The organism is Bradyrhizobium sp. MV1.5, assembly GCF_055807615.1.
Window position 1 is genome coordinate 26,365 of sequence record NZ_JBVVPL010000045.1, and the last position, 21,164, is coordinate 47,528.

Below are 21,164 nucleotides of genomic sequence, written 5' to 3' on the forward strand. Positions count from 1 at the left end.
GGGACTATTCTCAAGCGCTGAGGTGACCGGGAACACGAACGTGCCGGCGCACGACTTCGACGAATTCCGGATCGCGTTTTGCGGCCCAGACCGCGGCCATGTGACCGATGAACGCCAGCAGAAGGCCTGCCAGCCACAAGCGCAGACCAAGGCCCAGCGCTGCAGCCAATGTGCCGTTGAGAATGGCAACCGATCGCGGTGCACCGCCCATCAGGATCGGCTCGGTCAGCGCACGGTGGACAGGGGCGACAAAGCCCGGGACTGGCTCATCCATCAGATCACCACCCCGCCGCCGAACGAGAAGAACGACAGGAAGAAGCTCGAGGCGGCAAATGCGATCGACAGACCAAACACGATCTGGATCAGCCGCCGGAAGCCCCCCGAGGTGTCGCCGAATGCGAGCGAAAGACCGGTTACGATGATGATGATGACCGCGATGATCTTGGCTACGGGTCCTTCGACCGATTGCAGGATCTGGTTGAGGGGCTGCTCCCAGGGCATGTTCGAGCCGGCGGCCCAGGCCGGGCTACTCGCCAGGTGCAGACAAGCGAATGCTGCAACTGATGCGAAACCTCGCCCGAAAGATGATCGTACGTTCATGACTGATCTCCGGTTTTCGAAAGGGTGTAGTCGCCTGATGACCCTAGCCCGGTGACAGAAGCGAGTTCGCTCAAACGCCGTTCGGCACCACGGCCAGAGAGCACGGCGATGATGTTGATGGTCTCGGCGATCAGCGCGCGCGGGACCGTGACGACGGCCTCCTGGATCAGCTGCTCGAGCCGGCGGAGCGCGCCAAGCGCGGTGCCGGCGTGGATCGTGCCGATTCCGCCCGGATGTCCAGTCCCCCAGGCTTTGAGCAGATCCAGCGCCTCGGCTCCGCGCACCTCGCCAATCGGGATACGATCAGGGCGCAGGCGAAGCGACGAGCGCACAAGTTCGGACAGCGAGACGACGCCATCCTTGGTCCGCAGCGCCACGAGGTTCGGCGCCGTGCACTGAAGCTCCCGCGTATCTTCAATGAGAACGACGCGGTCCGAACCTTTGGCCACCTCCGCCAGAAGCGCGTTCGTCAGCGTCGTCTTGCCCGTCGATGTGCCGCCCGCGACCAGGATGTTCTTGCGTGTAGCGACCGCATCGCGGAGCGCGTTCGCCTGCTCCAAGTTCAGGATGCCGGCAGCGACATAGTCGTCCAGCCCAAACACGGCGACCGCAGGTTTGCGGATCGCGAAGGCCGGCGCGGCGACGACCGGCGGCAACAAACCTTCGAAACGTTCTCCCGTTTCCGGCAGCTCAGCCGAGATTCGGGGCGAGCCGGCATGAACCTCAGCGCCCACATAGTGCGCGACCAGCCGGACAATTCGCTCGCCGTCGGCAGCTGATAGACTCGCGCCGGTATCGGTAAGGCCGCTCGACAGCCGATCGATCCACAGCCGGCCATCGGGGTTCAGCATCACTTCAACGATCGACGGATCTTCCAGAAAGCCTGCGATGGCAGGCCCCAACGCTGTGCGGAGCATGCGCGCTCCGCGCAACTCGGCTTCCGAATGAAATGAATGGATCACCACGACAGCCCCCCAGTTGAGTGAGGCAGCTAGCGTCTAGCCGCCTCACATGAGGACAACTAGAAAAAGCAGAACCTGCGCGACAGCAACAATGAGACCATGTCAATCGTAGTCTGGCGTAGAAGAAGAAAGATTAGGGACGATCGCTTCTGACGCGCCGAATATCATGAACCGGGACATCAGCCCGGCGACAGGCTGGCTTCACCATTCCGCGTGATCGTCCGCCTCCAGGATGGCGAGCTCGGCTGGTGGAATAACGACCTCAACTGAATTCCAGCCTCCTGCCGGCTGACGTGTGGCCGAAGCGCCAGCCTTCCGTTTCCGGCGCTCCAGCCACGGGACGGCGGCGAACCAGACCAACGCTGCCACCTGCAGCAAAACGTTCACACCGAACGCGGTCTGATAGGCCGTTAAAGGATAATGCCCCGCCTCTAGAGGCCATTGCTCCAGAATCAGTCCCGTCCCGTACTGCACGACGAAAGCCCAGCCAAATTGCAGGACATTCAGACCTCCATTGGCGCGCGCAACCAGCTCGGCCGGGAAATAATCCGCTATGATGGCGTAGGTCAGAGCAGTGGCTGATCCGGCCATCGACAGCACGCACCACGGCAGGAGTGAAGGCCAGGGCGGATGCAGGATCAGCACAAGCTCCGCCACAATCAACATCGCCGCGACCAAGCCAAACAGAGCCTCGCTCTTCTTAGCCCGGCGGCGCACCCAGTTGGCAAGGACGCCCAAGACCAGAGCGCCGAGACTCAAAGCGACCGCCATCACGAACAATTCGTTGACGAGTCTCGTTCGATCCAGCCGCTCCACATCGGAAAGCCAGGGCGCCGCCCATAAGGATTGCAGTGCCCAAGCGGACCCGATGCAGGTCGCCGATAAGGGCGCCATTCTCCAGAAGCGCGCATCGGAATAGACTGTTTTCAGAGTGGCGGGCGTCCTGCTACCCTGTGGCCCAGTGGTTCGTTCGGGAACCACGAGATAGATCAAAATGGCAGCAAGCGCGCTTGCGGCGCCTAGCACGCCGAATAGACCCCGCCATCCGATCCAGTCCAGCAGCACCTCGGCAGGAGCCGTTGCGGTAACGGCCCCCAATGAGCCCAGCATGATCATATAGCCATTGATGAGGGCCATTCGTTCTCTTGGAAACCAGAGGACGATGATTTTCAGCCCGGACATCAGGGCTGCTGCACTCCCAAGTCCGACAATCGCGCGAGCAAAAAGAAGCGACAGGAATCCCGTCGATAGTCCAAAGAGCGCGGCCCCCCCTGCAGCAACAGCCAAGAGCACGCTCTGGACCCGGCGCGGCCCAAAGCGATCAAGTAACATGCCGATCGGAATCTGGGCCGCCATAACGACCAGAAAATAGATTGACGTGAGCAGCCCGATATCGGCAGCGCCAAGCCCGAGATCAGAGGCGAGGCGGCCAGCAATGAGTGTATTGATCGTCCGGAACAGGTACGAAAGGTAGTACCCGGCCGCGAAGGGAAGAAACACGCACGCGATGAGCCGCCAAACAGGGATTGGCTCAACTCGTGCCACCGGCAATATTTGCGACCCAAGCTCCTTCCGCACGCTTCTGGCGGCCGGCCTAACAAAAGGAGTTGGGCAGGTTTCGAAAGTTCGGATTGCTGCCGCCCTCCACGGCGGCAGCGCTCGGCTCGGAGTTTCCATCCGCCGCGACTGCGGACAGACCTTCCTTTCTCGGCTGCTCTTCTGCCGCACGCTGTGATGCGCCGCCAAGAGCTTCGCCGGCAGGTCGACCGCGCCTGCCCAGCCGATCGATCGTCTCCTGGATCAATGGCTGACCGAGCCGTACCCGCCGTTCGACTTGCTCCGCCAATACCTTGAACCGCTGCTGCCCGAGCAGGCAAGCCTCCCGCTGCCCGGATGGCGGCACGGGCGGCGTCACGGTGAGGTGATAGCGCGCATGCAGGGCTACGGTCTCGGCGATGATCGCGATCTCGCGCTCGAGCCTGGCCATCTGGCCACTTATCCGGTCCAGAGCCTCATGAAAGAGGCCCTCGATGGACGGTGAAGGATTCAGGAATCGTTCAAGCGCCGTCTCGAGGACCATGCTCTTGCCGACCCCCGGGCGTTCGGTCGCAACTTCAAGCCGCTGAAGCATGCTCTCGGAGAGCTGAACGGTGACCTTCTTGGTTCGCGCTCCTTCGTTTGGGCTCGGCTGCGCATCGCTGTCGGCTTGATTCACAATCGAGCTGGGCTGGCCTCCAAGCTCTCCATCGACTTGCACTGCTTGTTCACTCCCAATTTGCGGCCGCGACCTGCCCGCGCACCGCGGCACGCGCGGCGTCGATTTCGGAATCGAAACGGCTGAATCGCCCCCAGCGATGATGGACTTGACACAAGGGCCAATCCGAACGTCACTTCAACCGCACCGACATCTGCGTCGTGGTCTGGCGTAGCCAAAGAAAGACAAGGCGGTCTCAAGAAGAGCGGGATTTGTAAGCCTATGTCATTCGCGGGCAGCTAACGGGCTGTTGCAGCGGGCCCGGGCGCCTTGAGTGACGCGACCATCGCTTGTTGCTTCGTGGCGTGCTGCCGACCTGCAGTCTGCTTATCTGACTCAGCGCCGTACCCATCGCCAGAAGCTGCCAGGGCGCATTGGAGCGCCCGTACTGATTACTCGGGCTTCTCAGAGGCGTGCATGTCGATGCTCACCTCTTTCAGGACGGTGGATCCGCTTGCAAGCCGCCGTCCCAGCGCCTCAACAAAGCGATCGTAACGTTCTGCGCCCTTGGCGCGCGCGGCGGGTGTCGAATGTTCGGGGAGCGCCGGCGTTGAGGTCAGCCAGAAACGGATGAAGAGCGCGATGGTCTCAAGCGTGACGCCATCATTGCGCTCGAGGCGCTCAAGCAGGCGCGCGATCCGGTCCAGCCGCTTGGCGATCGCGGCCTCGCGCCGATCGGAGTCATCGGGAGAAAGAAAGGTGGCAATCGCGGCCTCGGCGACCAGGGACTTGGGCTGACCCCGGCGTTGTGCGAAGGCCTCGAGGGTTTTGAAGGTTTCCGGATCGAGATAAATGCTGAGCTGGATCTTTTTCACGCTGCCCCGATCATAGGTCCATCCCATCGTCCGCGTCGAGGCTGACGGTCCGCGCGACGCCCTGCATCGAGCGGCTCAGAGCTCGTGCCTGGACGGCATCGGCATCACCCTCATCGAGGTCGGCGTCGAACTCGTGTTCGCCGAGCGGCGCCTTGACCTCGATCTCCTCATGTTTCGGCAATTCCGGCTCGCGACGCAAACCACCGTTCGCCTCGTCGCTCCTGCGCTTGCGTCTGGTCAGTAGCTCGACTGATGGCGGAATTGGAGCGCCGGCCGACCAGTCATCCGGTCCTGCGGACAAGGTACGCGGTTCGAAGCGGGGCGGCTTCAACACACGTCGCTGGAACTGCGGATCCTCATAGTAGCGGACTTTCGTGGCGCGCACCGGGTGCACCCCGGAAATCATCACGACTGCATCTTTCGGCGAAAGTTGCATGACCTCGCCTGGCGTCAGCAGCGGGCGGGAGGTCTCCTGACGGCTCACCATGAGATGTCCAAGCCAGGGGCTTAAACGGTGCCCGGCATAGTTCTTCATGGCGCGCAACTGGGTCGCGGTTCCGAGCGCGTCGGATACGCGCTTGGCGGTACGCTCATCATTGGTCGAGAAGGCGATCCGGACGTGGCAATTGTCGAGGATGGCATGGTTCGGCCCATAGGCGCGTTCGAGCTGATTGAGGCTCTGGGTGATCAGAAAGCTGCGGATGCCATACCCTGCCATGAACGCGAGCTGGCTCTCGAAGAAGTCGAGCCGGCCGAGCGCTGCAAATTCATCGAGCATCAGAAGGAGTTTTTGCCGGCGCCGGTCTGGATCCAGGCTTTCGGTCAACCGCCGCCCGATCTGGTTGAGGACGAGCCGCATCAACGGTTTGGTGCGAACGATGTCGGATGGAGGGACCACGAGATAGAGTGAGACGGGCTCGGCGCCGTCGACGAGATCGCGGATGCGCCAATCGCTTCGTGCGGTGATCTTGGCAACCACCGGATCGCGATAGAGCCCCAGGAAGCTCATCGCGGTCGAGAGCACGCCGGAGCGCTCGTTCTCGCTCTTGTTGAGAAGCTCGCGCGCGGCCGAAGCGACAACGGGATGAACGCTACCTCCAAGATGCGGGGTTGCGAGCATGCCGTTGAGCGTAGCGTCGATCGGGCGGGAGGGATCGGACAGGAAATTGGCGACGCCTGCGAGGGTTTTGTCGGCTTCGGCGTACAGGACATGCAGGATTGCGCCGACAAGGAGAGAGTGGCTGGTCTTTTCCCAGTGGTTGCGGCGTTCGAGTACCCCTTCTGGGTCGACGAGGATATCAGCGATGTTTTGGGCATCTCGCACCTCGCAATCACCACGACGGATCTCGAGAAGTGGGTTGTAGGCAGCGCTGGCCGGATTGGTCGGGTCGAATAGGAGCACTGGCCCAAATCGCGCGCGCCAGCCGGCAGTCAACTGGAAGTTCTCGCCCTTGATGTCATGAACGATCGTGGAAGCCGGCCAGGTCAAAAGAGTCGGTATGACGAGGCCAACGCCCTTGCCCGAGCGCGTAGGAGCAAAGCAGAGCACGTGCTCAGGCCCGTCATGCCGCAGATAATGGCCCTCAAGCCGGCCGAGCACGATGCCGTCAGATCCTAAGAGACCCGCCCGCCTGACCTCGCGCGCATCCGCCCAGCGCGCCGAGCCATAGGTGGTGACGTCCCTCGCCTCTTGCGCCCGCAAGACGGAGAGCATCATCGCTAGCGCAATTGCTGCGATGCCACCGCTCGCGGCAATGGCACCGCCCTCCAGGAAGATCAATGGTGCGTAAGCGTCGAATTTGAACCACCAAGCGAAGAAGGCTGCCGGCTGGTAAATCGGCCAATGCCCAATCCTGAACCAGGCTGGTCCAAGCTGCGGTTGGAAGGCGAGCCGCCATGCCGTCCATTCGGTAGCCGCCCAAAGAAAGGCGAGTACGACGAGACAAACCAGGAAGACCTGATGCCATATGATCTTTGTTGCGGACATGGATTGGAGATGTGGAGGCATTCATGGGGTGCGCACAAGCGGTGCCGCCCGTGAATCGTACTCGCGCGCGTCATGGCGCAGAAATCAGCGGGTCAGGCGAACGGTCGCATTCGTGAATGAAGATCCCCAACGATCCGGAACATACCGGTGATACTAGCCACAACATACAATGATCCATGTCGCGCTCCGAAAACGACTGAAAGAGCCGGCGATTATCCCATCGTTGCGTGACCGTCGCGGCTACGGCGTCAGACGTTACCCAACGTTTGCTCGATATGGCGGATTCGCCCTTGCTCCGATCAATTGGTGCTGGTGGCGTTCTCTTTCGGAAGTTGTCGTGCTCGACACGAGCGACTTGGCGACCTGTCGACTATGCCCAAGGTCGGACCAGGATGCTTCCCCGCAGAGAGGGCACGGAAATAAGTTCAATCATTAAGAACGCCGCGTTCATCGCATCAGCCGGGGCCTAACGACGCTTTTTGGCCCGATATGCCATTGATGCGCAGAAATCCCGCTAGCGACATCGAATATCGTACGGCGCGCACGGGTTTGCGCAGCAAGCAAAGTCGCGCTGGGGGCGATGGCAAACAGGCGTTTGAACAGATTGGCATCATGGCTTGCCCGCGCTGCGGCCGTGGTGTTCGCCTGCAATGGCATCGCTAGCGCGACCGACTGCCCGCGGCAGGACGCATTGGGAACGTCGCGCGTACTCGCTGTCGATCCGAAGGCCTATCCGCGCGTGGGATCGAATGAGTTTCCGAAGACCCTTCCTCTGGCAGATCACGAGGTCGTCCTCACCTTCGATGACGGTCCGAGGCCGCCGAACACACAAAAGGTGCTGGAAGCGCTCGCGCAGGAATGCGTGCGGGCCACCTTCTTCCTTGTCGGCAGATCCTCGGCAGAATTTCCCGAGTTCGTCCGCCGCATCGCCTCACAGGGCCACAGCATTGCGCACCATAGCTGGTCGCACCAGATGATGTCCAAGATGCCGTTCGAGCAGGCAATGGATGACATCGATCGCGGCATTGCGGCTGATGAACTGGCGCTCAAGGGCGTGTCGACCAACGTCCCTTCGACGCCATTCTTCCGCTTTCCCTATTTCGGCTCGTCGCCTGCAATGCTCGACGCGTTACAGTCGCGCGGGATCGTCGTGTTCGGAACCGACCTTTGGGCGAGCGATTGGGAAGACATAAGCTCAGACCAAGAGCTCATGAACGTGATCGCGCAGCTAGAGAGCACGACAAAGGGCATCATCCTCCTGCACGATGCCCAAGCCCGCACTGCCGCGATGATGCCGGCGTTGCTGCGATATCTGCACAAGAACGGTTATCGAGTCGTGCATTTGGTATCGGCTGCCCAGGCCGAGAAGAAGGCTGAGACGCGCCATTAGCATGCGCCTTTTCGACATCACCTGTGGCAGCTTCCTGATGATGTCCCTTTTGAGTTCGCTGCAGGCTGGTGATGGCCGAGAGTGGAAGCTGCTCGATTTCCGATCCTAAGGGGAATTCGAATCTCAATTGGTACAATGCATGCTGAGTTGACAGCTAGATCCTGCGTCCGAATGGCAATATCCGGTGCATTCTAGCTGGTGGGCTGATGTCGGTTGTACAAGGGTTGGCCTAAGGTCGTCGGCCTACATTCCACTGTTACGACTTGATGAAGCCAACCGCCTCAACATTGAACGGGTAGGATGGTCTCAAAACCTCATGAACTCTGCCAGCTCTCGTTGAGAAATGGAGATCCAGTCGTCACGCCGGACCCTCAAGATTGCCCCTTTGACGCGAACAGGGTTCGGGTTGAATAGGAACGATGTGCGGCTCAATGATAGCCCGTCGTGCCCAGCAACTGCCGGCGGCCCCAAAGCAGAAATCGACGGGTCAGAGTGCGAGCCCCCGTTTGCGTCCAAAGCTCCACTCGACATTGGCCGGTCCCGCGATGCCGCTTACTTGTTTTCCCAGTTGGTGCTCAAGTGAAGGCGTCCACGGCACGAGCTGGAAACCAAGCCCATTGTCGATCATGGCGAAACGCCCAGAGGCCAACGATAGGCGCCGGCGATAGACCCCCGAAATCTGCTCACCTGCCTCAGTGGGCAAATGCGCAAGCCCTGATTCCTCGGCCAGACGTCGTCCGACGGCTGCCAACTCACGGCGGCGAAGGGTCTCGACCAGGTTACGACCGAGCGTGACCTTTTCGCCATTACGGCGGGCGAGTCCCTGCTCTGCCAGGACGTCGATCCGCCGCTCGAGCGCGGTCCGCACCTCTGCGCCAAAGCCAGCGCGTGAGAGATCGGTAGGCTCGCGTGCCACAAGCTGTCGGTCGAGCCAGGTCGCTCCCTCCGCCGAGACCTGCTGCTCCAGCGCCACGTCCGAGCGCACAGCGAGCGCGATCCGTGCTCGACCGCGCGCATCGTCAAAGCGCCGGACCTCCACAATGGCGCCGATCGGCCCGTTGCCAGCCGAGTCGATATCGGGGAGTTTCAGGTGATGCACGCGCCCGTCGATCCCGTCGATGATGGCAAACGCCGTGCCCTTGAGCTCGTCGTCGAGCCCGCGCGCCATAAGACGCCCGATGACCGGTTGGCCATGGCGTTCGCCTTCGAGTGCCCAGGACGAGGGTGCGCGTGCCGTGCCCTCTTTCGCGATTGTATTGTGCAGTCGCTTGATGATGTCGCCGCGCTCACCGAGCGCACGCAGCCGCGGCTGGGCGTCTACGGCCAGTACCCACTGCGCAGGACCGGCGGGCGCGGCTACGCCGAGCCGCTCGAGTGTCCGCATCCGCCCGATGCGAATCTCCCCTAATGGGTCGCCCCCGGAAATCCCGTCTGGCCTCAGATCGATCACCCCGTCCGCCGCACCCGCTTCCCGGGCAAGCGCCCGGTCGAGCCTGGTCCAGCGTTCTGCCGTCACCTCCGCTTCAAGGGCGTGGCGGATCTCGAGCTCCGATCGCGGGCCAAGCTCGCGCGTGACGAGATCGCCGGCCCGGGCGCGCAAGCCTGTCGAGATATAGTCACGGCTGATGACGAGGTCATTTCCGTCATCCGCGCGGCCGCGCACCAGGATGTGGACATGCGGGTGCTCGGTGTTCCAATGATCGACCGCAACCCAATCAAGGGGAGTGCCGAGGTCGCGAGAGGCCTGATCCATGAGCTCACGCGTGAAGCTACGCAAATTTGCGAGCTCGCCCGCATCGTCGGGCGAGACGATGAACCGGAAATGATGCCGGTCGCCCTGGCAGCGCTCAGCGAACGCGCGGCCATCGGCGTCATCGCCCGCGGCGTCAAAGAGCTTGCCCGGTGTCCCATCGCGGGTGACGCCGTCGCGCTGGAGATAACCGATATGCGCGCGCAGCGCGCCCGGCGAACGCATTCGGCGCACGACCCGCGCCTTGACCATGGCGGATCGCGCACGGTTGTTGAGGAGCCGCGTCGCGGCAAGGCTCGCCGCGCGCCCGCGCCCAAACTTGCTGCCGCTGCTGCGGCTGCCCCGCGAGAGACCGCCGGGCTTCTGAGCAGCCTTGAGCGCCTGCGCCAAGAACGGCTTTGTCCGAGGCGCGCGCGTCGAACGGATGCGGCCTGGGCGGATGCGGAAATCGTCGTTACCGGTCATCTTGCCCGCCGGAACGTGTCGAAAACCGAGCGACGACGGGGAGTTGCCGCAAATCGCAAGTTGCGTCGGCCATTCGCAATGTTTTCCGGATCATTGAAATCGATACAGTTTCGCCCACAACCGACCGGCCGCACCTTGCGGCTTTTATCCTGCCCTCCCCGGTCGCTCACTCCCAGCTCTCTGCCGACCACTCTCAACGTTGCGACTGGCTTCGACATCATGCGACGAAATGCGATTGCGATCATCGGGACTGCACCTCGTCTGATCGCCGCACAAACAGGCCCGTCGCGCGAGGGACGAGTGCAGTTGCACCCGCCCTAGGCGCTGCTTTCGACGAATTCATTGTGCGCAAACGAGATGCCGAGTTGGTGTCAGCCGATAAGCTCTTGGACCGCTCAACAACGAGTGGCGCTTGCTGCCACGCCGCCAAGCGTCTGGCAGACGAACCACCGCTCTTGCGCTGCTCAGTGCCGATCAATTGTGCGAGTGTAGCGATGTAGATCTGTGTTTCATCCGGAAGCGGTCGACCGGTGGCCAGGTGCTCCTCGTACCTTCTTGGTCCGGCATTATAGGCTGCGAGAAACCCTGCTGATCCGAAACGATCGAGCATCTCGCGAAGATACGCTGCCCCAGCCATAATGTTGTCGTGAGGATCAAACGGATCGATTCCGAGATCGTAACGAACGCTCAGCTCGACCCAGGTCGCGGGCATGATTTGCATCAACCCGAGCGCTCCCCGAGTTGATATGGAGTGCGCATTACCACCGCTTTCGGCCTGGATGACAGCACGGATCCAACGCTCCGGGATTGCGAACCGATGTGAGGCTTCGGTCACGAACGCGGCGTATGCACGGCCTGGAAGCAGGTTTGAGGAGCGGGCAGCTTGTGCGCGCGGTGCAACCTCCGCCCTGCCGGCCGATGGCGCTCCGAACGTCAGCAGAATTGCCAAAAAGCAAGCAGCGGCTTGACATAGCAATGTGCGGACAACCGCCAAGGACAGAGCTCTTCCCGGCCGGCCCTGGGGCAGCGCGAGACTGCCGCGACGCGTGCCGATTGCCGACAATTCGGCCGGGATGGAGGAATGACAGTACGATCGGTCGAATAGAGAAACCGCAATCCAGTGGAGCAATGCCGGCATTTGTCAGTCCTCCCTGGTCCACACCGGTACCGCTTGCCCGATGACGGCCGATATCGGGAGCGGTCCGAAATATCTGCCGTCAAAGGACACCGCCGACTGCCAGTTCATGAGAAAGACCTCGTCCTCAGCGACGACCCGGCAGCCCTGCCAGGCCGGCAACGGCCTGCCACGGCCGTCGCGCTCACGTGCCTGGCCCATTTCGATGCCGTCGACGACGATTGTGAGTCCCGTTCTGCAGACGGTCTGTCCGGGCAACGCCAGCACGCGCTTGAGCATCGGAAGACCGCTCGGCAAATAGCCGTTGAAGTCGAGGAAGCTCGCAAGCGGCTCTGGTGGCCGAACGGCCACGAGCTCCGTGATGTGCAATCGTGCGGTCCCTTGCAAACGGTAGAGGCCGATCGGCACACTTTCGGAAGCGTTCCAGATGTACGATAGTGAGGTGTCGGTGACCGGCCAAAGCGCGAACGTTGTGGCCCCACATATCGCAAGGATGATCCTTAGCCGTCCCATCAGAACACCATCCTTCGCCGGCGGAGCCACGCCTGGTGGCGCGCACGCGTATAAGGTCGTGGCGTTTCGTTGACGGAAAGACGGTTGTGGACGTGATGCCAATATTCGGGGGCTGCATCGGCAGGATCGATGCCGAGTGACTCCACGGCGTCGATCAACTGGAGAACGCGCTGCACCTTTCGCCAGCCGGCCAGTCGCAGCAGGCTTTCGCCGCCGGGGCTGACCCAAGGCACGGTCGAATACCGCTGCCCCGGCGTGATCGCGCGCAGAATGTCGATGCGAGACAGGATGGTTCCGAAATCATTGGAGGTCCAGCGCACGAACGCAAAGATGTTGCCGGGCACAAACGAGAGAATGCGCCGGTGCTGGTCAATGATCTTCTCCGATACGGGCTTGCCGAACCGGATTCGGTTCTCGATCCGCTTCTCGAGCCACAAGAGTTCAACAGTTGTGAGGTCGCTCACCTGGCCGCTCCATAGTGTTGAGAGGAATTTTGGACATGCCAACGGGTGCGCCGTCGCCGGCGCATCGACGTCAGAGCCTTGGTTTCGCCAGAACGGTTGTGATGGAGGGTCGATGATCGGCTTTTCCAACCGTTGCAGCGCTCCCGCTGCTGCCAAGGATCGCAGCCGAGTGCTCCAATTCGCTAGAAGGGATTCCGAAGGATTCGAGGCTTGCCGGGGTACTAACCGGTGCCCCATCGCCGGTCGCATTGCGACGATGATTTCTCGCGACAAATCGCGAATGGAACGCGCGGCGCATCCCGGCGGTCGGCAATGGAGGCGCATGATGGACTTCTATGCAGGGCTCGACGTGTCGCTGGAGGCGACGACCGTTTGTGTGGTCGACGGCGACGGCAAGGTCCTCTGGGAAGCGAAGCTGGACACGGATCCGGACGCGATCGAACTGTTGCTGGCGGAATGGGGAATTCATCTCAAGCGCGTCGGGCTGGAAGCGTTCTCGTTCAGCGCCTGGCTGTTCACGGCGGTTGCCGAAAAGGGGCTCCCGATGATCTGCATCGAGGCCCGCCATGCCGTGGCGGCGCTGAACGCGATGCTGAACAAGACCGCCCGCAACGACGCAAAACGCATTGCGCAGATGATGCGCACTGGCTGATTCCGCGCCGTTCATGTCAAGTCGGGGAGCGCACAGACGTCGCGCGCGCTGCTGGCCGCGCGCAAGGCGATGCTCGGCAAGGTGCTGGACATGGAGAACATGATCCGCGGCCTGTTGCGCCCGTTCGGACTCAAGGTCGGCGAGATCTCGGTCGGCCGTCTTGACGCGCGGGTGTGTGATCTCCTGGCCGGGAAGAAGGAATCGAAAGCGATCGTCGCGCCGCTGTTGAACGCCCGCAGCGCCATGCGGCAGCGTTTGGCAAAACTGCATCGCGTGGCGCTGACGTTTCGCGCCATCGTCGATGACCCGGCGCGATTCAAGAAGTCGACCAACGTCGAGGCCCGTTTCGGGCTGACGCCGCGGCGCTATCAATCCGGCCAGACCGACCGGATCGGCAGCATCTCCAAATGAGGCGACGAGCTGACGTGGGCGATGCTGTACGAGGCGGCGATCGCGATCCTCACGCGCATTCCGAAGAATTTTGAGTTGCGGCTGTGGGGCCCGCGGCTGGCCAGGAAGAAGGGTCTGAAGCGCGCGGCGACCGCAGTGGCGCGCGCGCTCGCTGTGCTGCCGCACAAGATCTGGACCAGTGGCACCACCTTCCGGTTTGGCGTCGGTGGCAAGCGTGGCCGGGTCGCTGCGGCGGCTTAAGGGCCTCTGCGACCGTGCCGCTTCCACGCGCGCCTTTTCCTTCCGCCACGGCGGAGCGGCGTCTCCCGAGGGGACGGGGATGTGGGTGAGATCGCAACTTTTCTTGTCGGCGGCTTCATGGACACCTTTGAAGCCAGCAAGCACGGCGCTGGTTAGCCTGACCGCCCATTCTCCAGATTCCGGCATGTGGTGGCCGTCGGGCCAACCAGGGACGTTAGCGAGTTCTCCTCGACGAGCGAGCTGCCGCAAAGGAAGGCGACGAGCGTGATGCGGTGCTGCCGATGCTGGTGATTGCGTGATTTTGCGCCCGATCGCGCACCCGCGCGCGTCTTGGAGAACGGATTCGCATTGCAGGAAGGTCTTGCGCGTGACAGCATAAGCGCATGAGGCATCCTCGTTGCACGTACGACCGACTTGTTCACAACGCCCTGATTCACAACAAGAAGTTAGTGTCAGTACGTTAGGAAAGTTACGGGAGCAGGAAGTCTTGGCGCCGCAGAACCTTAGCTCTGAATCCGGTCCTCGATAGCACGAGCATCGCGTCCCCGATGGCACGAGCGTTCTGGTCCCTGATAGCACGAGCGAATTCACAGCTTATCCCCAGCAGGAAGGACGAGGCCATGCTTGCGAAGTCGCTTGCTCGACGGGCCGATGGGGACTGGTGCGAAATTCAATCGCTCGGCGCCATTCGGATGATGCGTGATGATGAGCCGATAGCCTGGCAATGTCTGACGACGGACGATCTGACGCAGGTCGTAGGCAAAGTGTTTGAACGGGGAGAGGCTCCCGGACTTCGCATGCAAGTGCACGAGATCGAAGCTCCAGCCGCCATTCTGACGGCCGCCGTGCTTGCGGACGAGGCGATAGAGCCAGCGCTCCAATCCACCGGTCAGATCGAAATAGGCCCGGTCAATCGTCAGCACGAGCGCTTCATCGAGAACGCCCGTGTAGAACCAATCGGGCAGGATCAGCTCGATTCCACGGGCATGCCCGTGCAGATCGGCTGTCTCTTTCCATTCGTTGATCCAGGAGAAGCGATGCCGCCGCCGTTCGCTCGGCTGGCGGATCGATGTCATCACGGTGGTCGATTGCAGCCGGTCGAGCGCAGCCTTCAGGCGGTCGTAGTCGCGCACGCTGGTGCCGCGGCCGATGAAGCTCAGGATCTCGTAAGGGGTCGCTGCCATCAGCCGTGACGTTTTCAGGCCGGCATCACGGGCTTCGACAATCTGCGAGGCAGCCCAGATCAGAACGTCCGCGTCCCAGATCGTCGCCATGCCATGTTCCGGCACGGCTTCGACACGAATGGTGATGGTGCCTGCGCGGAAATCGATGGGAACATTGCGCCTCGATTTTGCCAGCGAAAAGAACGGGTAAGCCATCAGGTCTTGTGCGTCCCGTGGCGCCAGATCGCCAGGGAGCGCACGAAACAGATCGAGTTGGGCGCGCTCTGACCGCCGCCTGCTGCTCGCAGTAGAGTTGCTGTCCGGCATGGGTCAGCGCCGCTCCTTGCCGGCATAGGGAACGGGTGTGTGCCGTTTCGCGGGCAGGACCGTGCCTGTGCCGGGATCGCTGGTGGACGTTTTGGCGCCGCGGTCAACCCACGCCTTCAGGTCCTCGAGCGCATACACAACGCGACCGCCGAGCTTGCGGTAGGTCGGGCCTGTCCCATAGGTGCGGTGCTTTTCCAGGGTTCGGCCGGAGAGTCCCAGAAAGCGCGCCGCTTCGGGCGTGCGCAGGTATCGCGGCGGCAGGCCGGCGTTCGGATCGGGCATTTGCAAGGCTCCGTGCTCGTCTGGAGCGCGGCCGGCTCGGGCCGCGCGTCGACGGTCACGATGGCGCAGTCGGAGTGCTTAGGGGGATGCCGAAGATCAAGCGATGATTTTCGGCACCCCTGCTCTACTCCTTACGAGACGAGGGACGTAGCAGTGCGCGATAGCCACCGCGCATCAGAGCCAAGCCAGCCTGCACCAGGCGGATGGTCCGGCTGCGCAACTCGTGGGTTTTCCAGGCGCGCTCAGGGATGCGTTTTCGGCCGAACAGCACCTCGGCGATGACGCGATAGGAAGCACCTTCCATGCGTCCATCGAGCGCTCGCAGCACCAAGACGAGTCGTTCGCGCCGCTGCGCGGAAAGCTGATGAAGAGGAGGTCCCGGCCGGCGGCCCTTGATTGCGCGCCACAGCCGATGTGAGGCATGGGCGCGGATCTCAAAGTCCGCATCGAGCGGCAGTTCGGCAGCATAAGTGATGCCAAACTGCGGCGCCTCTTTCAGCCAGAGATGATGTTGTGCCCCTTGAATGCGCAATACGGCATGCCAGCCGTCAGATGCCTGTCTGATGGTGCCCGATGAAAGGTCGGTAAGCCGTAGCCTCGCGCCGACCGCTTTTGAGCCGGACGTGCTGCGAACGAGCGGCACCACCGTCGGCAACGCCTCAGGTGCCCAGAAGATTGTCTGTTGGCAAAAGGACCCCTGAGGGTCATGAGCGAAAGCAGACGCCCCATCTCCTTCGGAATTCGGAGGTCATCTGCGATCGATTTTCACGATAGGAAGCTCGATAGTTAGGGCTGCGCCGCAGTGACTCCCAGGCGAAATCCGCCATCTCGCCCGACTTGATAGCGTGCTGATAGGCCTCCGGTGAGCGCCAGTCGAACTCGGACATTGCTGTTATCCCTGCCGTAAGTCGATTGCGGCGCAATGTTTATGAAGCTTGGGATTGTCGGGGAAGTCACCAATTATGCATTGCGTGATGCCTGCAGGCGATCACGCGTCAGCGGGGAAATCTGTTCTCGAGCGCGAATTCTTCATGACAGATTTTACTATTTAAGCGCGCCGCCGCGAAGCAAGTCGCGGTAGCCGTGGTCTGCCATCCATTTTGCTCGCGCCAGATGACTATCAAACGCATTGCGGGCGCGAGCCGGTTCGCGATCCGGATCGATGTGCAACACGATCCGAGCCACTTCTTTCCAATCGGCGCCGTCAGTCTCGGCATCAAGAAGTCGCCAGTACGTTACCAGATGCTGCTCGTCATAGGTCGTCAGCACCGGTTCATGCGGCGCGACATCCGCGACATCGGGATCTAACGGTGGCTTCGTCATGTGGGCTTATGCGCGCACTTCGCCAATATGCATCGTAAGCGAAACTTACCAAAATAGTTCGGTTATAGCCAGTGGTTTGATGGTCTGCCTAATGGCTGTTTGAGCGCATGAAAGCTCGTGCGCTCGTGGCCTGGAATGTGCGCCGGATCCGCGTCGATCGCGGTATTCCGCAAGAGCAGCTGGCCTACGACGCCGGGATTGACCGCTCATATATGAGCGGCCTTGAGCGGCAATCTGAGAATCCGACAATTGATCTTCTCGACCGACTCGCCGAGACGCTGGGTGTCCATTTATCTGAATTCTTTGTTCAGCCACCCAAGGGAGCGGCGACACCCAAGACGTTGCCTAAGGGTCGCAAGTCAGCACCTTTACGTTTCAAGAAGCAATAGCATTGGGCGAGTTCAAGGCACGCGGACAAGCGCCACGTAAGTGCGTGACTCAGACGAGTGAAAATCAACTCGACCAAGCCGATCCAGCTGCATGCTCAGTCGATTTTTGTTCAAGAGAAGAGCCCCGCCCGAGCAGTTCGGGCGGGGCTTGGCGGTAGTGAGCCTCACTCGCCGTTCTTGCGCGGCCGCGACCAGAGCAGGGTGTAGCCCTCGCCACCTTCATCATCGAACAGGTTTGCGTAGATCGGAGCGTTGAACGAGGGGTCGTCGAGCTTGAGCGAGAGGTAATCGCGACCCTCCTCGGAACGCTTCGCCCAGGCCGCCCCGATCTCCGCCCGGCCCACATAGATGCGGTGGCTCGGAGCGTTATCGTTGGAGCGGTTGGTTTCGGGGACGATACGGACCCCCTTGGCTTGCAGGCTCAGGGTGACGATCTCGCCCTGGAAGTCGTTGCCGACCTTCTTGAAAGAACCTATGTTAGCCATGTCACTTCTCCTGTTGTGTTTCGAGCCCGCGACCACCGCGGCCTCGATGGCGATCTGCAGGCCGAAGACGATCGGCGACGCACCCGCTTGCGGGCCGGAGCGCAGCGGAGGACGTCGTTGCGGCGACTTTCTTGCCTCGCGAGGAATGGGCAAAGCCCAGGGGAAGAAAGTCGCAGCAACGGCGTTGCGGCTCAGACGATCGAGGCGCAGCCGGTCTTCGGCCAGATCAAGCCATCAAAGAGGCCACGTGGTCTGCGTGCTGAACCGCAATCTTGAGGAGAAGACTGGCGAATCTCGGTTCTGCTGAACAAGGGGTTGGTACGGTTCAGCGCAGAAAGAGAAACAATCTGCCGCAAAGGGCAATATAGTCCCGGAACGAATGATCGAACGGAGCGCGCCGCTCCACCGCAGCTATGTGGACCAGACAGAGGCCGGTACGGCTTGCTTGAGCGCCCCGGGGAGGGAACGCGATTACCTCTCGCTCAAGCTCGACGACCCCTCGTTCAACGTGACGCCGTGTGCCGTGCTGCTCGGCCGATGATGGCGACAAAGCCTCTCCGCTCGTGCGCGGCGGCTGTAAGAACCGGTCGAGGCACACTCTCCACCACCCCCGCCGACCCCGACGGGAGGGTCCCCGCGAACACGGTCAAGCGTGTCCATCCCGTGCCGCCGATGCAGACCGCACCTCCGCATGCGAATGCCTCGCGCCAAGCCAATGAAGGCACCCCGATCTGCGACAGGGCAAAAATCACCTGATAGCCGGCAATCGCTGCAGGGACCGCGAATACGGTTGCGATCGCGACGCGCAACGTCAAGGACCGACTAACGGCGACGGCGACCTGACCAGCGGCAAGCGTCAGCGTGCCAGAAGCAATCCCGATAAGCAGTGAGCGAAGACGCCTGCGCCATGACGAAATGCCAACATCCCGATACTCAGCGCGACGAAAAACGGCAAAGCGAACACCGCGAGCGCAAAGATGGCCCAGCAAAACAACCCGAGACCGAGTGCGTTGAGAACAAGCCCAAGCGCGAGCATGGTGGTTGGCTCCATGTGCATGGATTTATCAATCTCGCCTTCCACCACCACCACGGCGCAGTTTTGGATGTAAAAACCAAACGAGGCGGAGTTGCGGCGTGCAACTCCACCTTGACGTCTTCAAGGCGACGGCCCTCATGCGCCGCCGAACTTCCAGACCGGAATGCCGAGCCGCTTCGCCTTGTCAGCGAGATTGTCCTGAATTCCCGTGCCCGGGAAATGCATGACGCCAATCGGCAGGAGTTGGAGCATGGCATCGTTGCGCTTGAAGGGGGCTGCCTTGGCATGCTTCGTCCAGTCGGGCTTGAAGGCGATCTGTGGCACCTTGCGATGGGTCGCCCATTTCGCAGCGATCAGTTCGGCGCCTTTCGGGGAGCCGCCATGGAGCAGGACCATGTCGGGATGCTTGGCATGAACCTTGTCCAGGCGATCCCAGATGAGGTGGTGGTCATTGAAGTCGAACCCGCCGGTGAGTGCGATTTTCGGTCCTGGTGGCAACATGACCTCAGTCTCGGAATGACGCTTGGCGGCGATGAAGTCGCGGGAGTCGATCATTGCTGCGGTGAGCGTTCGGTGGTTGACCAATGATCCCGACCGTGGGCGCCAGGCCGAGCCGGTGTGGAGCTCAAATTGCTCGATGGCCTGATCCCGGAAGAGCTCCAGGCAATTGCGACGCTCAATCAGCGAGATGCCTTCGGCCGTCAGGCGCTCGAGTTCGACCGATCGCACTTCAGAGCCGTTCTGCTCGCGCTGGCTCTTGTGCTGCGCCTGCTCGTTATCGTCGAGCTGGCGTTCGATGCGATCGACGGCTCGGTGAAACAAGTTGACGGTCGACCAGAGCAGATCGTCAAGGTCCGGCTCAAGCCGCGTATCGTTCAAGGTTGCAACCAGGGCGTCGAAGATATCGACCACGGCACCCAGGATCATCTTGCCCTCCGGGAGCGGTCTTGGATCGGGCTGGTCGTCCAAAGGACGATGGCCGAAGAGCTGCAATTCGGTGATGACGTGGCTAGTCGGAGATGTCGCGTGCGGCGGTTCGATGTCGTCATGGTCGGTCATGGGAAGAGGTCCTTTGCCGGATCGGCCGCGACCATCGCGGCCTTCGTGGCGATCCTCTAACGGCGGGCGGAACGGGCCAGCACCCGAACGGGCCGAAGCGACAGCGAAGGATGGCGGAGGCCGGCTATTTTGCTTCGCGATGCAAAGCGCGCGGTCAAATGGCTAATGTGCCTTATCGCTGGCGCGCGGCGGAAAATAGCCGGACGCAGCCATTGCCGGACCGGGCTGCTTGCCGTCCGATCGCCCTGTAGAAGGCCAAGGTCGCGTCCTCTTCCGGTATTGGCGTCGCCTATCGCCGGCCTATCAACATTGATCGAAGACCGGGAGCTATTCCGCGGCCACCGTCGACAAATGCACGAAGCGAACGACGTCCTCTGGCGCAAGCTGAAACCGCAACACCGTCCGGAGGGCCTCGAATCCAAAGATGTGCAGATCTTCGTTGAAGTCGCCCAGCCGCGGCGATAGTGGGATCACTTCAATGCCGGCGTCTTCCGCGCGCTGCGTGAGAACCGCCTGCACGGCATCCCCCGCAGCATCAGCATCGCGCGCGATATAGAGGCGACGCAGGCCAGAGGGCAGCAGCATGGCCGAGAGGTGATTGGCCGAAAGCGCAGCGGCCATCGGCATAGTCGGCAGCACGTGGCGCAGCGAAAGCATGGTTTCGATACCCTCGCCGGCTGCGAGCACGTCATCAACCACGCCGAACCGAACAGCGTTGCCCAGAAGGTCGCCCATGGCCCGTCGTGGAGTATCGATCGGAGCCTTGCCGAGCCGAATGCGATCAAAGCCTTCTGGATCGAGCCAGGTACGGTGTGCGCCGGTGATCCTGCCTTCCAGATCCGTGACGCGGGCGATCATCGCCGGCCAGGTTTCGGTCGCAAAGTGTTCATCGGGTCGATAGTAACAACGTGGGTGGAAGCGAAGGCTGCCCCCATGGTGGATGCGGACTATCCCACGACGCCGCAAATAGGTTTCGACCACCGTGCCTTCGATAGGGCTGGATATCGCAAAGAGCCGACGGGCGGATTCTTGCGACCCAGTCGGAACTGGCGAACGCATGGGTTTCGGAGCCGACTGCTGCGCTGGACGAGGCAGCCTCAGAAAGCGCCTCGCCTCCTCGGCGACCTCTCGAAAGTCTCGCAGTCCCAGGCTTTCGCGGATGATGTCGAGGAGATCACCATGTTGCCCGGTCGCGGCATCGGTCCACTTGCCGGCGGGTCCCTTCGCTGAGTCCTGAAGGCGCACGAACAACGAACGGCCCGGGGTGTTATGGACGTCCCCGACCACCCAGTAACGTCCCGCCCGCTTGCCATTCGAGAGATAGTGTCGGCACACCGCCTCCGCCGCGCGCGCGCGGCGGCGGGCCGCCGGGGCGCGGGCCGCGCACCCCCGTATCGAGGAAGCCTTTCGCACCGTCAGGCGCGAGCCGTTCGTCGGACCTGGACCGTGGTCGATCTCTCTC

The 21,164-nt window shown here is 61.9% G+C and carries 26 protein-coding genes; 6 read left to right on the top strand and 20 right to left on the bottom strand.

Features of this window, described 5'->3' with window-relative positions:
* Nucleotides 1-10: 10 nt before the first annotated feature.
* From AC0L2J_RS29415 to AC0L2J_RS29445, 7 genes are all read right to left on the bottom strand, one after another.
* The gene (locus AC0L2J_RS29415; protein WP_007600323.1) at nucleotides 11-274 is read right to left on the bottom strand and encodes a VirB3 family type IV secretion system protein; all 264 of its coding nucleotides are present in this window, start codon (nucleotides 272-274) and stop codon (nucleotides 11-13) included.
* Nucleotides 274-600: a TrbC/VirB2 family type IV secretion system protein gene (locus AC0L2J_RS29420; protein ID WP_473395342.1), complete on the bottom strand. Its 327-nt coding sequence runs from the start codon at nucleotides 598-600 to the stop codon at nucleotides 274-276. Before AC0L2J_RS29420 ends, AC0L2J_RS29415 begins: the two co-directional genes overlap by 1 nt.
* Nucleotides 597-1,517 (bottom strand): P-type conjugative transfer ATPase TrbB, encoded by a 921-nt coding sequence (trbB, locus tag AC0L2J_RS29425; protein WP_473395343.1) that lies wholly within the window; start codon nucleotides 1,515-1,517, stop codon nucleotides 597-599. The genes AC0L2J_RS29420 and trbB overlap by 4 nt, the downstream gene beginning before the upstream one ends.
* Before the next feature lie 246 nt (nucleotides 1,518-1,763).
* Complete coding sequence (locus AC0L2J_RS29430; protein ID WP_473395344.1) at nucleotides 1,764-3,062, bottom strand: MFS transporter; 1,299 nt, start codon at nucleotides 3,060-3,062, stop codon at nucleotides 1,764-1,766.
* Nucleotides 3,063-3,156: 94 nt separating this feature from the next.
* Nucleotides 3,157-3,819, bottom strand: coding sequence for a ribbon-helix-helix domain-containing protein (locus AC0L2J_RS29435; protein WP_473395345.1), 663 nt, complete (start codon nucleotides 3,817-3,819; stop codon nucleotides 3,157-3,159).
* A 389-nt stretch (nucleotides 3,820-4,208) separates the two neighbouring features.
* Entirely contained in the window at nucleotides 4,209-4,631 is a 423-nt protein-coding gene (locus AC0L2J_RS29440) for a CopG family transcriptional regulator (RefSeq protein WP_473395346.1), read from the bottom strand.
* 10 nt (nucleotides 4,632-4,641) lie between these two features.
* Nucleotides 4,642-6,618, bottom strand: coding sequence for a conjugal transfer protein TraG (locus AC0L2J_RS29445; RefSeq protein WP_473395347.1), 1,977 nt, complete (start codon nucleotides 6,616-6,618; stop codon nucleotides 4,642-4,644).
* 580 nt (nucleotides 6,619-7,198) lie between these two features.
* Between AC0L2J_RS29445 and AC0L2J_RS29450 the strand changes: the two genes are divergently transcribed.
* Nucleotides 7,199-8,008 (top strand): polysaccharide deacetylase family protein, encoded by an 810-nt coding sequence (locus AC0L2J_RS29450; protein WP_473395348.1) that lies wholly within the window; start codon nucleotides 7,199-7,201, stop codon nucleotides 8,006-8,008.
* A gap of 487 nt (nucleotides 8,009-8,495) precedes the next feature.
* Here AC0L2J_RS29450 and AC0L2J_RS29455 read toward each other — a convergent pair whose 3' ends face one another.
* From AC0L2J_RS29455 to AC0L2J_RS29470, 4 genes are all read right to left on the bottom strand, one after another.
* Nucleotides 8,496-10,223 (bottom strand): relaxase/mobilization nuclease domain-containing protein, encoded by a 1,728-nt coding sequence (locus AC0L2J_RS29455; protein WP_473395349.1) that lies wholly within the window; start codon nucleotides 10,221-10,223, stop codon nucleotides 8,496-8,498.
* A 241-nt stretch (nucleotides 10,224-10,464) separates the two neighbouring features.
* Nucleotides 10,465-11,361, bottom strand: a complete 897-nt coding sequence (locus tag AC0L2J_RS29460) for a lytic transglycosylase domain-containing protein (RefSeq protein WP_473395350.1) — start codon at nucleotides 11,359-11,361, stop codon at nucleotides 10,465-10,467.
* A gap of 3 nt (nucleotides 11,362-11,364) precedes the next feature.
* Entirely contained in the window at nucleotides 11,365-11,871 is a 507-nt protein-coding gene (locus AC0L2J_RS29465; protein WP_473395351.1) for a S26 family signal peptidase, read from the bottom strand.
* Nucleotides 11,871-12,335, bottom strand: coding sequence for a DUF2840 domain-containing protein (locus AC0L2J_RS29470; protein ID WP_473395352.1), 465 nt, complete (start codon nucleotides 12,333-12,335; stop codon nucleotides 11,871-11,873). Before AC0L2J_RS29470 ends, AC0L2J_RS29465 begins: the two co-directional genes overlap by 1 nt.
* Before the next feature lie 112 nt (nucleotides 12,336-12,447).
* Here AC0L2J_RS29470 and AC0L2J_RS29475 point away from each other — a divergent pair, with 112 nt between their 5' ends.
* The 3 genes from AC0L2J_RS29475 to AC0L2J_RS29485 all read left to right on the top strand — a co-directional run bounded on the left by AC0L2J_RS29475 (nucleotide 12,448) and on the right by AC0L2J_RS29485 (nucleotide 13,638).
* Entirely contained in the window at nucleotides 12,448-12,987 is a 540-nt protein-coding gene (locus AC0L2J_RS29475) for an IS110 family transposase (protein WP_473395353.1), read from the top strand.
* A gap of 69 nt (nucleotides 12,988-13,056) precedes the next feature.
* Nucleotides 13,057-13,398, top strand: coding sequence for a transposase (locus AC0L2J_RS29480; RefSeq protein ID WP_473395354.1), 342 nt, complete (start codon nucleotides 13,057-13,059; stop codon nucleotides 13,396-13,398).
* Nucleotides 13,399-13,419: 21 nt separating this feature from the next.
* On the top strand, nucleotides 13,420-13,638 hold the full coding sequence (locus AC0L2J_RS29485; RefSeq protein ID WP_473395355.1) for a hypothetical protein: 219 nt from the start codon (nucleotides 13,420-13,422) through the stop codon (nucleotides 13,636-13,638).
* A 587-nt stretch (nucleotides 13,639-14,225) separates the two neighbouring features.
* Here AC0L2J_RS29485 and AC0L2J_RS29490 read toward each other — a convergent pair.
* From AC0L2J_RS29490 to AC0L2J_RS29510, 5 genes are all read right to left on the bottom strand, one after another.
* The gene (locus AC0L2J_RS29490; protein ID WP_473395356.1) at nucleotides 14,226-15,128 is read right to left on the bottom strand and encodes a replication initiator protein A; all 903 of its coding nucleotides are present in this window, start codon (nucleotides 15,126-15,128) and stop codon (nucleotides 14,226-14,228) included.
* 3 nt (nucleotides 15,129-15,131) lie between these two features.
* Complete coding sequence (locus AC0L2J_RS29495) at nucleotides 15,132-15,410, bottom strand: helix-turn-helix transcriptional regulator (protein WP_085398892.1); 279 nt, start codon at nucleotides 15,408-15,410, stop codon at nucleotides 15,132-15,134.
* Nucleotides 15,411-15,534: 124 nt separating this feature from the next.
* Nucleotides 15,535-16,056: a DUF2285 domain-containing protein gene (locus AC0L2J_RS29500; protein ID WP_473395357.1), complete on the bottom strand. Its 522-nt coding sequence runs from the start codon at nucleotides 16,054-16,056 to the stop codon at nucleotides 15,535-15,537.
* A 58-nt stretch (nucleotides 16,057-16,114) separates the two neighbouring features.
* The gene (locus tag AC0L2J_RS29505) at nucleotides 16,115-16,297 is read right to left on the bottom strand and encodes a transcriptional regulator domain-containing protein (RefSeq protein WP_204513416.1); all 183 of its coding nucleotides are present in this window, start codon (nucleotides 16,295-16,297) and stop codon (nucleotides 16,115-16,117) included.
* A 157-nt stretch (nucleotides 16,298-16,454) separates the two neighbouring features.
* On the bottom strand, nucleotides 16,455-16,733 hold the full coding sequence (locus AC0L2J_RS29510; protein WP_473395358.1) for a DNA -binding domain-containing protein: 279 nt from the start codon (nucleotides 16,731-16,733) through the stop codon (nucleotides 16,455-16,457).
* A 107-nt stretch (nucleotides 16,734-16,840) separates the two neighbouring features.
* Between AC0L2J_RS29510 and AC0L2J_RS29515 the strand changes: the two genes are divergently transcribed.
* A complete protein-coding gene (locus AC0L2J_RS29515; RefSeq protein ID WP_473395359.1) occupies nucleotides 16,841-17,122 on the top strand; it encodes a helix-turn-helix domain-containing protein in 282 nt (93 codons plus the stop codon).
* 164 nt (nucleotides 17,123-17,286) lie between these two features.
* Here AC0L2J_RS29515 and AC0L2J_RS29520 read toward each other — a convergent pair whose 3' ends face one another.
* Nucleotides 17,287-17,607: a DUF736 domain-containing protein gene (locus AC0L2J_RS29520; RefSeq protein ID WP_473395360.1), complete on the bottom strand. Its 321-nt coding sequence runs from the start codon at nucleotides 17,605-17,607 to the stop codon at nucleotides 17,287-17,289.
* 379 nt (nucleotides 17,608-17,986) lie between these two features.
* On the opposite strand from AC0L2J_RS29520, the gene AC0L2J_RS29525 reads away from it, so the two are divergent.
* On the top strand, nucleotides 17,987-18,148 hold the full coding sequence (locus AC0L2J_RS29525; protein ID WP_473395362.1) for a DUF736 family protein: 162 nt from the start codon (nucleotides 17,987-17,989) through the stop codon (nucleotides 18,146-18,148).
* A 315-nt stretch (nucleotides 18,149-18,463) separates the two neighbouring features.
* On the opposite strand, the gene AC0L2J_RS29530 is transcribed toward AC0L2J_RS29525, so the two are convergent.
* The 3 genes from AC0L2J_RS29530 to AC0L2J_RS29540 form a co-directional block, all read right to left on the bottom strand.
* On the bottom strand, nucleotides 18,464-18,697 hold the full coding sequence (locus tag AC0L2J_RS29530; protein ID WP_473395363.1) for a hypothetical protein: 234 nt from the start codon (nucleotides 18,695-18,697) through the stop codon (nucleotides 18,464-18,466).
* Nucleotides 18,698-18,778: 81 nt separating this feature from the next.
* On the bottom strand, nucleotides 18,779-19,702 hold the full coding sequence (locus AC0L2J_RS29535; protein WP_473395364.1) for a DUF2493 domain-containing protein: 924 nt from the start codon (nucleotides 19,700-19,702) through the stop codon (nucleotides 18,779-18,781).
* A gap of 327 nt (nucleotides 19,703-20,029) precedes the next feature.
* Nucleotides 20,030-21,097: a DUF7146 domain-containing protein gene (locus AC0L2J_RS29540; RefSeq protein ID WP_473395365.1), complete on the bottom strand. Its 1,068-nt coding sequence runs from the start codon at nucleotides 21,095-21,097 to the stop codon at nucleotides 20,030-20,032.
* Nucleotides 21,098-21,164: the final 67 nt, after the last annotated feature.

Excerpts from the sequence above, each read along its gene's own strand:
- trbB (WP_473395343.1), bottom strand. The coding sequence starts at position 1,517 with ATGCTCCGCACAGCGTTGGGGCCTGCCATCGCAGGCTTTCTGGAAGAT.
- AC0L2J_RS29535 (WP_473395364.1), bottom strand. The coding sequence starts at position 19,702 with ATGACCGACCATGACGACATCGAACCGCCGCACGCGACATCTCCGACT.
- AC0L2J_RS29460 (WP_473395350.1), bottom strand. The coding sequence starts at position 11,361 with ATGCCGGCATTGCTCCACTGGATTGCGGTTTCTCTATTCGACCGATCG.
- AC0L2J_RS29445 (WP_473395347.1), bottom strand. The coding sequence starts at position 6,618 with ATGTCCGCAACAAAGATCATATGGCATCAGGTCTTCCTGGTTTGTCTC.
- AC0L2J_RS29420 (WP_473395342.1), bottom strand. The coding sequence starts at position 600 with ATGAACGTACGATCATCTTTCGGGCGAGGTTTCGCATCAGTTGCAGCA.
- AC0L2J_RS29490 (WP_473395356.1), bottom strand. The coding sequence starts at position 15,128 with ATGCCGGACAGCAACTCTACTGCGAGCAGCAGGCGGCGGTCAGAGCGC.
- AC0L2J_RS29485 (WP_473395355.1), top strand. The coding sequence starts at position 13,420 with ATGCTGTACGAGGCGGCGATCGCGATCCTCACGCGCATTCCGAAGAAT.
- AC0L2J_RS29505 (WP_204513416.1), bottom strand. The coding sequence starts at position 16,297 with ATGTCCGAGTTCGACTGGCGCTCACCGGAGGCCTATCAGCACGCTATC.
- AC0L2J_RS29480 (WP_473395354.1), top strand. The coding sequence starts at position 13,057 with ATGCTCGGCAAGGTGCTGGACATGGAGAACATGATCCGCGGCCTGTTG.
- AC0L2J_RS29455 (WP_473395349.1), bottom strand. The coding sequence starts at position 10,223 with ATGACCGGTAACGACGATTTCCGCATCCGCCCAGGCCGCATCCGTTCG.
- AC0L2J_RS29475 (WP_473395353.1), top strand. The coding sequence starts at position 12,448 with ATGATCGGCTTTTCCAACCGTTGCAGCGCTCCCGCTGCTGCCAAGGAT.
- AC0L2J_RS29415 (WP_007600323.1), bottom strand. The coding sequence starts at position 274 with ATGGATGAGCCAGTCCCGGGCTTTGTCGCCCCTGTCCACCGTGCGCTG.
- AC0L2J_RS29520 (WP_473395360.1), bottom strand. The coding sequence starts at position 17,607 with ATGGCTAACATAGGTTCTTTCAAGAAGGTCGGCAACGACTTCCAGGGC.
- AC0L2J_RS29465 (WP_473395351.1), bottom strand. The coding sequence starts at position 11,871 with ATGGGACGGCTAAGGATCATCCTTGCGATATGTGGGGCCACAACGTTC.
- AC0L2J_RS29515 (WP_473395359.1), top strand. The coding sequence starts at position 16,841 with ATGAAAGCTCGTGCGCTCGTGGCCTGGAATGTGCGCCGGATCCGCGTC.
- AC0L2J_RS29450 (WP_473395348.1), top strand. The coding sequence starts at position 7,199 with ATGGCAAACAGGCGTTTGAACAGATTGGCATCATGGCTTGCCCGCGCT.
- AC0L2J_RS29525 (WP_473395362.1), top strand. The coding sequence starts at position 17,987 with ATGATCGAACGGAGCGCGCCGCTCCACCGCAGCTATGTGGACCAGACA.
- AC0L2J_RS29495 (WP_085398892.1), bottom strand. The coding sequence starts at position 15,410 with ATGCCCGATCCGAACGCCGGCCTGCCGCCGCGATACCTGCGCACGCCC.
- AC0L2J_RS29510 (WP_473395358.1), bottom strand. The coding sequence starts at position 16,733 with ATGACGAAGCCACCGTTAGATCCCGATGTCGCGGATGTCGCGCCGCAT.